Origin of the sequence: Mesorhizobium sp. M0954 (assembly GCF_040319155.1) — a bacterium.
Classification (GTDB): domain Bacteria; phylum Pseudomonadota; class Alphaproteobacteria; order Rhizobiales; family Rhizobiaceae; genus Mesorhizobium.
Genome location: NZ_JAMYNR010000033.1, coordinates 48237 through 60456 on the forward strand (window position 1 = coordinate 48237; position 12220 = coordinate 60456).

15 protein-coding genes are annotated in these 12220 nt (G+C 65.3%); 9 read left to right on the forward strand and 6 right to left on the reverse strand.

What is annotated here, in order from left to right; genetic code table 11:
* The 3 genes from NKH93_RS29240 to hemC form a co-directional block, all read right to left on the reverse strand.
* On the reverse strand, positions 1-1491 hold the full coding sequence (locus tag NKH93_RS29240) for a COG4223 family protein (protein WP_352920505.1): 1491 nt from the start codon (positions 1489-1491) through the stop codon (positions 1-3).
* 324 nt (positions 1492-1815) lie between these two features.
* Positions 1816-2529, reverse strand: a complete 714-nt coding sequence (locus tag NKH93_RS29245) for a uroporphyrinogen-III synthase (protein ID WP_352974286.1) — start codon at positions 2527-2529, stop codon at positions 1816-1818.
* Position 2530: 1 nt separating this feature from the next.
* The gene (hemC, locus tag NKH93_RS29250; protein WP_352817356.1) at positions 2531-3457 is read right to left on the reverse strand and encodes a hydroxymethylbilane synthase; all 927 of its coding nucleotides are present in this window, start codon (positions 3455-3457) and stop codon (positions 2531-2533) included.
* Between the two features lie 94 nt (positions 3458-3551).
* On the opposite strand from hemC, the gene tsaD reads away from it, so the two are divergent.
* From tsaD to NKH93_RS29280, 6 genes are all read left to right on the forward strand, one after another.
* Positions 3552-4637 (forward strand): tRNA (adenosine(37)-N6)-threonylcarbamoyltransferase complex transferase subunit TsaD, encoded by a 1086-nt coding sequence (gene tsaD, locus NKH93_RS29255; RefSeq protein WP_352540951.1) that lies wholly within the window; start codon positions 3552-3554, stop codon positions 4635-4637.
* Positions 4634-5644 (forward strand): NAD(P)H-dependent glycerol-3-phosphate dehydrogenase, encoded by a 1011-nt coding sequence (locus NKH93_RS29260; RefSeq protein ID WP_352920499.1) that lies wholly within the window; start codon positions 4634-4636, stop codon positions 5642-5644. The genes tsaD and NKH93_RS29260 overlap by 4 nt, the downstream gene beginning before the upstream one ends.
* Positions 5645-5670: 26 nt before the next feature.
* Positions 5671-5967, forward strand: coding sequence for a YciI-like protein (locus NKH93_RS29265; protein WP_352470768.1), 297 nt, complete (start codon positions 5671-5673; stop codon positions 5965-5967).
* A gap of 181 nt (positions 5968-6148) precedes the next feature.
* Positions 6149-6574 (forward strand): EVE domain-containing protein, encoded by a 426-nt coding sequence (locus NKH93_RS29270; protein WP_023680473.1) that lies wholly within the window; start codon positions 6149-6151, stop codon positions 6572-6574.
* Positions 6529-7227, forward strand: a complete 699-nt coding sequence (locus NKH93_RS29275; RefSeq protein ID WP_502896515.1) for a class I SAM-dependent methyltransferase — start codon at positions 6529-6531, stop codon at positions 7225-7227. Before NKH93_RS29270 ends, NKH93_RS29275 begins: the two co-directional genes overlap by 46 nt.
* Before the next feature lie 48 nt (positions 7228-7275).
* Entirely contained in the window at positions 7276-7692 is a 417-nt protein-coding gene (locus NKH93_RS29280) for a DUF1761 domain-containing protein (protein WP_352920496.1), read from the forward strand.
* Positions 7693-7695: 3 nt separating this feature from the next.
* Here the strand turns inward: NKH93_RS29280 and gcvA are convergent, their stop codons facing one another.
* Positions 7696-8616: a transcriptional regulator GcvA gene (gene gcvA / locus NKH93_RS29285; protein ID WP_352920493.1), complete on the reverse strand. Its 921-nt coding sequence runs from the start codon at positions 8614-8616 to the stop codon at positions 7696-7698.
* A 162-nt stretch (positions 8617-8778) separates the two neighbouring features.
* Here gcvA and NKH93_RS29290 point away from each other — a divergent pair, with 162 nt between their 5' ends.
* The gene (locus NKH93_RS29290; protein ID WP_352920491.1) at positions 8779-9024 is read left to right on the forward strand and encodes a hypothetical protein; all 246 of its coding nucleotides are present in this window, start codon (positions 8779-8781) and stop codon (positions 9022-9024) included.
* 108 nt (positions 9025-9132) lie between these two features.
* Here NKH93_RS29290 and NKH93_RS29295 read toward each other — a convergent pair whose 3' ends face one another.
* Positions 9133-9669: a L,D-transpeptidase family protein gene (locus tag NKH93_RS29295; RefSeq protein ID WP_245274862.1), complete on the reverse strand. Its 537-nt coding sequence runs from the start codon at positions 9667-9669 to the stop codon at positions 9133-9135.
* A gap of 144 nt (positions 9670-9813) precedes the next feature.
* On the opposite strand from NKH93_RS29295, the gene NKH93_RS29300 reads away from it, so the two are divergent.
* Together NKH93_RS29300 and NKH93_RS29305 are read left to right on the forward strand one after the other, a co-directional pair.
* Entirely contained in the window at positions 9814-10497 is a 684-nt protein-coding gene (locus tag NKH93_RS29300; protein WP_023680479.1) for a response regulator transcription factor, read from the forward strand.
* A 125-nt stretch (positions 10498-10622) separates the two neighbouring features.
* Entirely contained in the window at positions 10623-11078 is a 456-nt protein-coding gene (locus NKH93_RS29305) for a Crp/Fnr family transcriptional regulator (protein ID WP_352470773.1), read from the forward strand.
* Positions 11079-11124: 46 nt separating this feature from the next.
* On the opposite strand, the gene NKH93_RS29310 is transcribed toward NKH93_RS29305, so the two are convergent.
* Positions 11125-12018, reverse strand: a complete 894-nt coding sequence (locus NKH93_RS29310) for a sugar phosphate isomerase/epimerase family protein (protein ID WP_352920488.1) — start codon at positions 12016-12018, stop codon at positions 11125-11127.
* Between the last annotated feature and the right edge of the window lie 202 nt (positions 12019-12220).

Here is a 12220-nt window from a genome sequence, read left to right on the forward strand (position 1 = left end):
TCACGCCTTCATCGCGCCGGCGATGAGCGAATCGATCAGCGTCTCGACCTCCATCCGCGCTTTCAGCTTGCCGGCAAAGTCGGCGCCGGCGGCCTTGGCCGCCTCAGGCAGGGTTTCGTATTCGCTGAGCGCCTTGGCGTAGTCGCCCTGGTTGACCGCGACCTCCATGCGCGCGACGGTTTCCGGAACGCCGGTGCCTTCGACGGCGCCGATCGGCCTGACCTTGACCAGCGATTCGGCGCTGGACAGCAGCTTCTGCAGGATGCCGGCATTCTGGTCGATGGGCGTCGCGGCAGCGACCATCGCGTTGGCGGCGGCGTCCGCTTCGGCGGCGATCTCGGAGCGCATCGGGACGCCCTTTTCGGCATAGGTGCGCAACGTCGCGATCTCGGGTGCATCGGGTGAGATCGCGGCAAAGGTTTCCAGCTCGGCGGCGAACGGTGCACCACGGTCGAGCGCTGCCTTGAGCGCCGAAGCGGCAATGGCCAGTGCGATCTTCGGCTGCGAAGCCTGTGCATCGACCTTGCCGGAGATCTGTGAAACCGACCGTTCCAGGGCCGCAAGCCGGCTGTCCTGCGCCTTTGTCGTCTCGCCGGCCGATTTCACCAGCGCATCGAGCGCGGCCAGCCTTTCGTTGAGCGGGCCGAGATCGACCGGCGCCGTACCGCCGGCTTTGCCGAGGGCCGCAACCGCCGTCTCGATCTGCCTTACCTTGTCGCCAAGTGCTGCCAGGCCGGCATTGTCGCCGGCACCGCCTTGCTCGACCGCCGACTTCAACGCCGCGACGTCCGCCCTGACCTGATCCAGCGCCGACGACAGCCCGTCCACCTTGGCCGATGCGTCATTGTTGGCGCCGGCCTGTCTGAGGTCCGCGACCTCGCGTTTCAGCGAAACGATCTCACCATTGACCGCGTCGAGCGACACGCCGCCCGACCCCGGCGCACCGAGCAGGCCGGCAAATTGCAGCCCGCCGGCCGCGGCGAGGGCGATGACGCCGCCGATAATACCGGCGGCGATGCCGTTGATGCCGCTTCGCTTCGGCTGCGCTGCCATATGGTCGTCCCTCGTCTCAGCTGTCTTCTCACCGGAACCTGGGATCCTCGGTTCGTTGGCCCCGGTTCCGCTGGATGCATCTTCGAAACTGTAATCGGAAACCGCGGAGCGCCCGGCCGGCGCATCCGAACCGGCGGGATAAGGGGTTTCCGCTTCCCTGGCAGAATCGACGCCGGCGTCCGCCGGCTCTTGCGTGCCGGCCGGCGCGGCTGCGTCGGCATGTTCCCATGGCTCGAGATCGGTCTGGTCCGCATGCACCGGCTCTTCAGGTGGCTCCGGCTGCGAGGCGTTCGCCGCTTCCTCGGCCCGCGCCTCGTCGGTCCGCGAGGTCACGGCATTCTGTTCGTCGGCGACTCGCGAGACGGCGCCAGGCTCAAGCTCGATGGTCACCGGCTCACGGCGGCTCTTGGAATGCCGCATCTTCGGCGTCTTGACCATGCTCGGGCTCCGCAAAATTCGCTTCGGGATGGTTGAAAGGGTCTAGCACATCACCAAGCGGTGAAAAGGGGCGGCGTGATGACGCCACGGCTTGGAGTTCAGTTTTGGCAAAACGCCGCAGGGCCGAATCCGCGTTTCAAGCCAAGGCCCATGCTCGGCACACAAAAAACCCGCCTCGGCGGGCGGGTCGTTGGAGCCAATTGGCACCATAACCAAATTACTAGCATAGCTGCCGGCACAAAGCAAGAACAAAATGTGCCCGAGGGCAATCGCCTGCGTTTGGCGCCGCCCTTCAAGCACGGCACAGAGCCGCCGCTAATGCCATCAGCGCGGCGCCTGCAAAAGTCCCAGCAAGGCATCTTCGCTGGGCTCGAGCGCAATCCGTATCCTTTCGCCAGCGACATCGCCCAAGGCCGCGGCAATGCGTCCCGACAGCGCGAAACAGCGCGTGTCCTGAAAAAGGCTACGCAGCGCCGGCCGGCTAGCCAGGGCCTGCATCGCTTTTGCCGCCTTGGCCGAATAGAGCAGCACCGCCTCGACCGGCCGGGCGGACAGGCGCGCAAGAACGGCCTCGTCGGAGTAATCCAGGACAACGGTGTCGTAGGTCTCGACGGCGCGGATCTGAACGCCCGACGCCAACAGCCCTTCCTCGAAGCCGGGAAATCTTACCCGCCCGCAGAGATAGACGATCGTCTGCCCCGCGTAACCGCCAGCAAGCGCATCGGCCAGCGCCTCGGCATTGCCCGGGCCTTCGCTGACCGACAGAAACGCGGCAGCGCGGGCGGCTTCCGCCGTCTTCCTGCCGACGGCGTGGCACGGCAAGCCGGCGAGCGCCGCGATGACCTCTTTCGGCGCATGGCGAACGGCATTGGCGCTGGTGACCGCGACCGCCGCGGCGTCAGCGAGCGCGCCGGCATCGACCGGCAGCGTCACGGTTCCGGTCAATGGCAGCAGGATCGGCTGAAAGCCGGCATCCGCAAGCCGGCGCCCCGTGCGCGACGCGCCCGGTTCGGGCCTCGTCACCAGGACGCGGAGCATGTCAGGTCCAGCCATCGAAGAATGTTTCGCCGGCCTTGGCCCGAACGGTCGCCGCGGCTTCCGCGCCAATGCGCGCCGCCTCCTGCGCCGGCCCTTGCAGCCTGACTTCATGCGACTGCGTGCCATCGGGCGAGATGATCAGCCCGGCAAAGGAAACCGTTCCGCCCGATATCGTCGCATGTCCGGCGATCGGCGTGCGGCAGGACCCGTCGAGCGCCGCCAGGAAGGCGCGCTCGCAGGCCAGCGCCTCGCCGGTCGGCCCGTCGTGGATCGCTGCCAGCATCTGTTCCACGTCGCGGTCTCCGATGCGGCTTTCGATGCAGATCGCGCCTTGCCCCGGCGCCGGCGGAAAGACCTCGAGCGGCATCAGGTCGGTGACGACGTCTTCGAGCCCGAGCCGCTTCAGCCCGGCATAGGCGAGGATGGTGCCGTCGGCGATGCCGTCGTCGAGCTTGCGCAGCCGCGTCTGCACATTGCCGCGAAACATCACCACTTCGACGTCCGGCCGCATCCGCCGGATCAGCGCCTGGCGCCGCAGCGACGACGAACCGACCCTGGCGCCTTGCGGCAGGCCGGCAATCGTTCGCGCCGCCTTGCCGATGAAGGCATCGCGCGCGTCCTCGCGCGGCAGGAACGCGGACAGTTCCAGCCCCTCGGGCAACAGCGTCGGCATGTCCTTCGACGAATGCACGGCGATGTCGATGCGGCGCGCCAGCAGCGCCTCCTCGATCTCCTTGGTGAACAGGCCCTTGCCGCCGGCTTCCGACAGCGGCCGGTCCTGGATGCGGTCGCCGGTGGTCGAGATGACAACCACCTCGAAAGCTTCCGCCGGCATGCCGTGCGCCGCCATCAGCCGCGCCTGCGTTTCATGCGCCTGCGCCAGCGCCAACGGGCTGCCGCGTGTTCCGATTCTCAAGGTTGTTTGCATGACGCGTCGTCCGTGATAACCCCCGGCAGGTTTTCGGGCTTTCTCCTATCGGGGAAAGGCCGGTTGCACAATCATCGAGGACAGCGACGAATTGATCCGCGTTCTGGGCATCGAGACGAGTTGCGACGAGACCGCCGCCAGCGTGGTGGCGCTGGACGGTCGCAGCACGCCGCAAATCCTGTCGAACATCGTGCTCAGCCAGATCGAGGAGCATGCTGCTTTCGGCGGCGTCGTGCCGGAGATCGCCGCGCGCGCCCATGTCGAGGCGCTCGACGGCATCATCGAGGCAGCGCTGGCCGATTCCGGCGTCGAGCTCGCCGACATCGATGCGATTGCCGCCACCGCCGGCCCCGGTCTTGTCGGCGGGCTGATCGTCGGCCTGATGACGGCCAAAGCAATCGCCGCGGCAGCAAAAAAACCGCTGATCGCCATCAACCATCTCGAAGGCCACGCGCTGACGGCCAGGCTGACCGACGGGCTCGACTTTCCCTACCTCTTGCTGCTGGTCTCCGGCGGCCATACCCAGATCGTCGCCGTGCGCGGCGTCGGCGACTACCAGCGCTGGGCGACGACGATCGACGACGCGCTTGGCGAAGCCTTCGACAAGACGGCCAAGATGCTCGGCCTGCCCTATCCGGGCGGACCGAATGTCGAGAAGGCGGCGGCAACCGGTGACGCGACGCGTTTCGCCTTTCCGCGCCCGATGAAGGGCTCCGTGCAGCCCGATTTTTCCTTCTCCGGCCTCAAGACCGCGGTGCGCCAGGCGGCAACCGCGATTGCCCCGCTGAGCGACCAGGATGTCGCCGATATCTGCGCCTCGTTCCAGGCGGCGGTCGCGGATGCGCTGGGCGACCGTGTTGCGCGGGCGCTGACCCGGTTCCGTCAGCAATTCCCGGACAAGGCCGAGCCTGCATTGGTTGTCGCCGGCGGCGTCGCCGCCAATCGGACCATCAAGGCGACATTGCAGGGCCTGTGCGAGCAGGCCGGGTTCAGCTTCGTCGCGCCGCCGCTCAACCTCTGCACCGACAATGCGGCGATGATCGCCTGGGCCGGCATCGAGCGCTTGCGCGCCGGCATATCAGGTGAAAACGCCGCCGATTTCGTGCCGCGCTCGCGCTGGCCGCTGGACAGCGTCTCGGCCCCGATGGTCGGCTCGGGCCGGCGTGGGGCCAAGGCATGACCGGCAGCGAGCACAAGGCGCCAAGCGGCTGGCGCGTCGCCGTGCTCGGCGGCGGCGCCTGGGGCACGGCGCTGGCGCTGGCCACGCTGCGCGCCGGTCATTTCGTCCGCCTCTATGCGCGCGACCCGGAGACCGTCGCGGCGGTCGACCGTGGCGAAAATCCGCGCTATCTGCCGGGCATTGCGCTTGATCCCGGCATCGTGGCGACGAGCGACATCGAGGCGGCGCTCGACGGTGCCGACTGCGTTCTGGCGGTAGCGCCGGCGCAATCGTTGCGGATTATGCTGACGGCCGCGTCCAGCCATATGCCGGAAGGGGTCCCGCTGGTCCTCTGCGCCAAGGGCATCGAGCGCGACACCGGCGCGCTGCTGTCGTCCATCACCGAGGAAATACTGCCGGCAAATCCGGTCGCCGCTTTGTCCGGCCCAAGCTTTGCCACCGATGTCGCCAGGGGCCTGCCGACGGCCGTCGTGGTCGCCGCCCGCGACGAGGCTCTGGCCACCGAGCTTGCCGCCCGCTTTTCGGCGGAAAATCTGCGCTGTTATTCGAGCGACGATCTGATCGGCGTCGAGATCGGCGGCGCGCTGAAGAACGTCTTTGCCATTGCCGCGGGTGCCGTCACCGGCGCCGGGCTCGGTGCCAGCGCCCAGGCGGCGATGGTGACGCGCGGCTTCGTCGAATTGCGCCGCATCGGCGCCGCCTTTGGCGCCAGGCCGGAGACGCTGATGGGGCTTTCCGGCCTCGGCGACCTGCTGCTCACCTGCTCGTCCGCGCAGTCGCGCAATTTCGCCTATGGGCTGGCGCTGGGGCAAGGCAAGCCGCTTGCCGGCTTGCCTTTGGCCGAAGGCGTGCCGACGGCGGCAATCGCCGCCCGCATCGCCGGCGAGCGCCGGATCGACGCGCCGATCATCGCCGCCGTCGCCGCCATACTGGACGGCACCATAACCATAGACCAGGCTGTCTCGGCGTTGATGACAAGGCCACTCAAGACCGAAACCGACATGTAATCGCGAACGATTGCGGAGATGGAAAGATGCTGTTTGCGTTGATTTGCAAGGACAAGCCAGGAAGCCTGCAGGTGCGGCTCGACACGCGGCCCGAGCACATTGCCTTTCTGGAAGGGCTGAACGGCGACAAGAAACTGGGTTTCGCCGGCCCTTTCCTCGACGCCGACGGCAAGCCGGACGGCAGCCTCGTCGTTGTCGAGGCGCCCGATCTGGCGGCGGCAAAAGCCCTGTCGGCGGCCGATCCCTATACCAAGGCAGGGCTGTTCGAAAGCGTCGAAATCCGGCAATGGAACTGGAGCTTCAACAAACCTGTGAGTGAATGATCGTTCGTTCGCGCTGCCCCTCATCCGCCTGCCGGCACCTTCTCCCCGTGAAGAACGGGGAGAAGGGAGAAGCTCCAGCGCTGGCGACCCCTCTCCCCGTCCTTACGGGGAGCGGGTAAGGGTGAGGGGCAGCGCCAACGCTGGATAGCGACAAACCGACAACGGCAACGGGACAACTGAGATGAACTACTGGCTGTTCAAATCCGAACCTTCGGTCTTCTCCTTCGAGGACCTCAAGGCCAAGGGCAAGGCCGGCACGCAGTGGGACGGCGTGCGCAATTATGCGGCGCGCAACAACATGAAGGCGATGCAGATCGGCGATCTCGGCTTCTTCTACCATTCCAATGACGGGCTGGACATCGTCGGCATCGCCGAAGTCTGCGCTCTGGCCCATCAGGACAGCACCACCGACGATCCCCGCTGGGAGTGCGTCGACATCCGCGCCTTCAAGGCCATGCCGAAGCCGGTGACGCTGGAGCAGGCCAAGGCCAATCCAAAGCTGGCCGACATGGCGCTGGTGCGGCTCGGGCGGCTGTCTGTGCAGCCGGTGACGCCGGCCGAATGGCAAGAGGTTTGCCGCATGGGCGGCCTGACGCCGGCGCCATGACGGCGCTGACGCCGGACAGCGCCAGGAAATTCATCCTCGACAACACGGCGCTGATGGCGCCGCCGCATGTGCCGGAGATCCGCCTGCACCTGGCCGACGAGGCGCACGAACTGTGGCAGCGGACCGAGGACGAGCTGACCGAAATCGGCCTGCCGCCGCCCTTCTGGGCTTTTGCCTGGGCCGGCGGCCAAGGCCTTGCCCGCTACATCCTCGACAATCCGGCGGCGGTGCGCGGCAAGCGCGTGCTCGACTTCGCCTCCGGCTCCGGCCTTGTCGCCATTGCCGCGGTGAAGGCCGGAGCTGCCGAGGTGATCGCCGCCGATATCGACCCATTCTGCGCGACCGCGATCCGCCTCAATGCCGAGGCAAATGGGACCGAGATAAAATTCCTCATCGGCGACTGCATCGGCAGCGATGCCGGCTGGGACGTGGTGCTGGCCGGCGACGTCTTCTACGACAAAACTTTCGCCGACAGGCTGATGCCGTGGTTCGTCGCGCTGAAGGCGCGCGGCGGCGACATCCTCGTCGGCGATCCCGGCCGTTCCTATCTGCCGAGGGCGGGACTGGAACCGCTTGCCGTCTATGAAGTGGCGGTGACCCGGGCGCTGGAGGACGCCGAGGTCAAGCGCACCACCGTCTGGCGCCTTGCTTGACGGCATCGCCGAACAGGCGTTCCATCGCGCAATCGACCGGAGGGAACCATGGATTTTTCAGCAATCAATTGGCTGGCGGTAATCGTCGCCGCCGTCGTGGCGTGGTTGTTCGGCGCGGCCTGGTACATGGGCTTGAGCAAGCCGTGGCTGAAGGCCGCCAAGCTTGATCCGGCGACGATGAGCAAATCGATGCTGCCCTTCGTCGTCTCCTTCGTCGCGGAGATCGTCATGGCGCTGGTCATGTCGCTGATCATCGGCGCCGTGACCGGCGGCGAGCCGAGCCTGCTTGCCGGGGTGATCTTCGGCTTCGTTCTCTGGCTGGGGTTCGTCGCCACCACGCTTTCGGTCAACCATCGCTACGAAGGTTTCGGCTGGGATCTGACGCTGATCGATGTTGGTCACTGGCTCGGCGTGCTGCTTCTCATCGGCGCGGTGATCGGCTGGTTCGGCGCGGCGGCGGGCTGAACGTCAGGTCGGGGTCCTGGCGATTTCGTCGAGAAGCCAATCGCGAAAGGCGGCAATGCGCGCATCATTCGCCGCACTTTCGGGATAGACCAGGAAATAGGCGAATTCGGGCGCGACCTTGATGCCGAGTTCGAACGGCCGGATCAGCCTGCCTTCCGAAAGGTCGTTTGCCACCATGGCGAAATCGGCGAGCGCGACCGCGTTGCCGTCGAGCGCGGCCTGGACGGCATCCGTCGAATTGCCGAACACGATGGTCCGGCTGTCGTCGAAATCGTCGACGCCCGCCGCCGCCATCCACATGCTCCAGTTCGGCCAGGTGACGCCCTGGCGCGACCACTCGATATGGGCCAGCGTATGGTGGAACAGGTCGCGCGGCTCCTTGAGCGGCGGCCCTGACCGCAGCAAGGCCGGGCTGCAGACGGGGATGATGACGTTTTCGAACAGCCGGTGCGAGCGAAGCCCCGGATATTTGCCGGTGCCGAAACGGATGCCGAGATCGACGTCGTCGCGATCGAAGTCGCGCACCTCGTAACTGATGTCGAAACGCAGCTCGATTGCCGGATGCTGTTTGCGAAAATCGTCGACGCGCCGCATCAGCCACTTCGTCGCGAATTGCGCATCGAGGGTGACCTTCAGCAGCGCCGATCCGCGCGCCGCCTTCTGCGCCCGTGAGACGGCCCGGCCAAGCAGGTCGAGCGCATCGGTCGAAGCTTCGAACAGCACCGCGCCCGCCTCGGTCAGCCGGATCGTGCGGCTGGTGCGTGTGAACAGCACGATGCCGAGCTGATCCTCGATTTCCTTGATCTGATGGCTGACCGCTGCCGGCGTCAGGCCGAGCTCGTCGGCGGCGCGGGTGAAATTGAGGTGCCGGGCCGCTGCCTCCAGCGTCCGCAGCGCACGGGTTCCAGGCAGCAGGCGCGCCATCAGTGCCAGGCGAGGAGGGTTCGATCGAGCATTCCAATCCTCAAACAAAACTTGAAGATGCAGAAAAAACTACTCGTTTCCCGTTTTAATTTCAATCCGCCATGCTCTGAGCATCGAAGAAACATCAAACCGGATTTGATGTCCGGAGAAGCGGATTGCACCATGTCTGACATCGCCTTGCGCTCGGTAACCCTCCGCCCGGCCTGGCTGCGCGCCGTGCTTGACTGGCTTCGGCACGCAAAAATCGCGGTCAGTCTTCCCTACGAAAATGTCGAGGATCTCTCCGATCGCCAGCTTCGCGACATCGGCGGCGAACGCAAGGACATCGCACGCGCCATGGACCGCGAACTCGGCCGGCTCGGCCTTCTCGACATAGGGTGGCAAAGGAGTAGGGGAGTAGGGGAGTAGGGGAGTAGGGGAGTAGGGGAGTAGGGGAGTAGGGGAGTAGGAAAGCTAAGCGGCGCGCCCGCCCCTGTCTCTACTCTTACTGCCCTACTCCCCTATTCCCCTATTCCCTCACCTCACCACCCTTACCACCGTCCGCTCTGATAGCAGCGGCAGCAGCCGCGCCATGGTGCGGGCGGTTACCGCGACGCAGCCTTGCGTCGGCGTGAAGCCGGGGCGCGCCAGGTGGAAGAAGATGGCGCTGCCGCGCCCGCGCCGGCGCGGCACAATGTTCCAGTCCAGCACCAGGCAGGCGTCATAGAGATCGTCGGTGCGCAGCATCCGCTCATGGCTGGCGCCATAGGGGATTTTGACCGGGCGGTTGTAGTTGCGGTCCCCGGGCACTTCGCACCAGCCGAGGTCGCGGCCGATCGGCGTCATCGCCAGCCGCGTCCGGCGGCCGCCGGCAAAACGGTCGCCGCGAAAATACCCCGACAATATCCGCATCGAGGCAAGCGGCGTGGCGCCGTCGCCCTCGCGCTTGCCGGCCGAGATGCCGCCATGCCCGAGCGCACATGGAAACACCAGTTTGCCGGCCTGCAGAAAGCCCTGGCTGGGTTGGCCGGGGCGCGCGCGCACGGTGAGCACGGTGAGCCCTTTCGGCAAAATTGCGCCGACTGCATTGCGATCGTGTTTTTTCTTGTATGATCGTGCCACGGAACAAATCACTGTGAACGGCTGTTGTGCCGGTCAGCTTCCGCATAAACAGGCAGCGGTCAACTGAAATCTCTTTTCAAAACAACGGATTGATCCATGACTTCACGCACCATTCTGATCGTCGACGACGATGACGACCTGCGCGGCACCCTTGTCGAGCAATTGTCGCTTTATGAGGAATTCGATGTCCTGCAGGAAGCGACCGCCGCCAAAGGCGTCGCCACGGCGCGTGGCGGGCTCATCGACCTGCTCATCATGGATGTCGGCCTGCCCGACATGGATGGCCGCGAGGCGGTAAAGATATTGCGCAAGGGCGGCTACAAGGCGCCGATCATCATGCTGACCGGCCATGATACCGATTCCGACACCATCCTTGGCCTCGAGGCCGGCGCCAACGACTATGTGACGAAGCCGTTCCGTTTTGCCGTGCTGCTGGCCCGCATCCGCGCGCAGTTGCGCCAGCACGAACAGAGCGAGGACGCCACTTTCTCGGTCGGCCCCTACACGTTCAAGCCCAGCCAGAAGCTTCTGATCGACCCGCGGGGCGCCAAGGTGCGGCTGACCGAAAAGGAAGCCTCGATCATCAAATATCTCTACCGTGCCGACCAGAAGGTGGTGACCCGCGACGTGCTGCTGGAGGAAGTCTGGGGCTACAATTCCGGCGTCACCACGCATACGCTCGAAACTCACGTCTACCGGCTGCGCCAGAAGATCGAGCGCGATCCTTCCAACGCGGAAATTCTCGTGACAGAAAGCGGCGGCTACAAGCTGGTTCCTTAAACATTTCATTATTCAAATAAGCGATCCGGGCGGGGCGCTTTTCGGGTACGGTCCTGAGGCTGGAGGTGGTTTTGGATCGGCCTCGTAGGGGAGGAGTCGGACTGACGGTTCGGGGACATAGCTAGATGGCGCTGGATGACGACATCCGCATCCTGTCCACCGTGAGGCTCTTCGAGGGCTTTACGCAGGAACAGCTGCGTCTGCTCGCCTTCGGCGCCGAAACCACCATGTTGAAAGCCGACCACAAGCTTTACCGCGAGGACGACGAGGCTGATTCGGCCTACATCGTGGTCAGCGGCCGCATCGTCCTCTACCGCGAGCACGACGGCGAGCGCATCCCGATCGGCACCGTCGGCCCCGGCACCATGCTCAGCGAACTGGCGCTGATCGCCGACACCAACCGGCTGACCAGCGCCTCCGCCGAAATCGATTCGGAAGTGCTGCGGCTCAGCCGCAAGATGTTCCGCCGCATCCTCGAGGAATACCCGGAACTGGCGGTTCACCTGCACCAGCGCATTTTGGAGGATTTCCAGGCGATGATTCGCCGCATCGAGGAACTTGGGCCGCGTTTTGCCGGCTAATATAGCGCCTCTGGCCTAACCAGATCGACTTCGGAACTGCGAGGGCTCAGGGCCGGTGCGTTGCGGAAACAAGCTCGGCCTTGCGCCGTGCCGTCTCCAGTCCGAGCGCAATGAAGCGGCGCGCATGTTTGGCCAGCTCGATGTTGTCGGTCCACAGATTGCGCCAGATCGCGGTTTTCCGCGACAGGTTCTCGTCGACGATTTCCGAGGAGAAGGATTCGAAGCTGAGGTCGTCGCTGTAGCCGATGGCGGTCAGCGCATCGAATATCGCGGCAAAATCGATATTGCCGGTGCCGAGGAAACCGCGATGGCTCTCGCCGATATGGACATAGCCGATCTTCCCGACCGCATTGCGAATGGCCAAGCCGACATCGGCCTCCTCGATGTTCATGTGGAAGCTGTCGAGATGCAGGAAGATATTGTCGGAGCCGCTGTCCGCGATGAAGGCCATGCCTTGCGCGGCGGTGTTGAGCAGATTGCTTTCGAAGCGGTTGACGATTTCGAGGTTGAGGGTGACGCCGGCTGATTTTGCCGTGTCCGCCACCTCGGCCAGCGTGCCGGCGCTGCGGTTCCACTGGTCAGGCGTCGGCGCCTCGCTCTGCAAGCCGTGGCTGGTGCTGAGGATGCCGGCAACCTTCTGGCCGCCGAGATCGCGGGTCAGCGCGATCGTACGTTCCAGGATTTCGATGCCGTGCGCGGCAATCGTTTTGTCGGCGCTCGAAATATCGCCGCCGGCCGGCAGTCCAATGCTGATCGCAACGCCGAGGCCGAGATCGGCGATCCGCTTGGCCAGACCGTCAATGTCGACATTGGCGGGGTCGAGATAGGAGAATTCGATCAGGTCGAAGCCGGCTTCCCTGGTGTTGGCCAGCGTCCGCTCGAGGTCGCCCTGCGCCGAGCTCGCCGACCAGACGAATGAGTGGATTCCGATGCGCGACATGATCGTCTCCGGTTATTTCCAGCTGACCCAAGTCCAAAGCGGTTTTGGCAATCCGATGCTCGGACAAAAAGGTGCGGGCGGGGAACCCCGGCCCCCCCCGCCGGGGGGGGGTAGGGCGCCCCCGGGCCGCCCATGTTATGACAGTCTGTTATAACAAACAACCAGCCCCCCCGCCCCCGCAAAAACAAGGATATGCGGGGGT

What these genes read in the sequence shown, in the direction of transcription:
- NKH93_RS29270 (WP_023680473.1), top strand. Translation starts at nt 6,149, where the DNA reads ATGAACTACTGGCTGTTCAAATCCGAACCTTCGGTCTTCTCCTTCGAG.
- NKH93_RS29240 (WP_352920505.1), bottom strand. Translation starts at nt 1,491, where the DNA reads ATGGTCAAGACGCCGAAGATGCGGCATTCCAAGAGCCGCCGTGAGCCG.
- gcvA (WP_352920493.1), bottom strand. Translation starts at nt 8,616, where the DNA reads ATGGCGCGCCTGCTGCCTGGAACCCGTGCGCTGCGGACGCTGGAGGCA.
- NKH93_RS29300 (WP_023680479.1), top strand. Translation starts at nt 9,814, where the DNA reads ATGACTTCACGCACCATTCTGATCGTCGACGACGATGACGACCTGCGC.
- NKH93_RS29305 (WP_352470773.1), top strand. Translation starts at nt 10,623, where the DNA reads ATGGCGCTGGATGACGACATCCGCATCCTGTCCACCGTGAGGCTCTTC.
- NKH93_RS29290 (WP_352920491.1), top strand. Translation starts at nt 8,779, where the DNA reads ATGTCTGACATCGCCTTGCGCTCGGTAACCCTCCGCCCGGCCTGGCTG.
- NKH93_RS29260 (WP_352920499.1), top strand. Translation starts at nt 4,634, where the DNA reads ATGACCGGCAGCGAGCACAAGGCGCCAAGCGGCTGGCGCGTCGCCGTG.
- NKH93_RS29265 (WP_352470768.1), top strand. Translation starts at nt 5,671, where the DNA reads ATGCTGTTTGCGTTGATTTGCAAGGACAAGCCAGGAAGCCTGCAGGTG.
- NKH93_RS29280 (WP_352920496.1), top strand. Translation starts at nt 7,276, where the DNA reads ATGGATTTTTCAGCAATCAATTGGCTGGCGGTAATCGTCGCCGCCGTC.
- hemC (WP_352817356.1), bottom strand. Translation starts at nt 3,457, where the DNA reads ATGCAAACAACCTTGAGAATCGGAACACGCGGCAGCCCGTTGGCGCTG.
- NKH93_RS29245 (WP_352974286.1), bottom strand. Translation starts at nt 2,529, where the DNA reads ATGCTCCGCGTCCTGGTGACGAGGCCCGAACCGGGCGCGTCGCGCACG.
- NKH93_RS29275 (WP_502896515.1), top strand. Translation starts at nt 6,529, where the DNA reads ATGGCAAGAGGTTTGCCGCATGGGCGGCCTGACGCCGGCGCCATGACG.
- NKH93_RS29310 (WP_352920488.1), bottom strand. Translation starts at nt 12,018, where the DNA reads ATGTCGCGCATCGGAATCCACTCATTCGTCTGGTCGGCGAGCTCGGCG.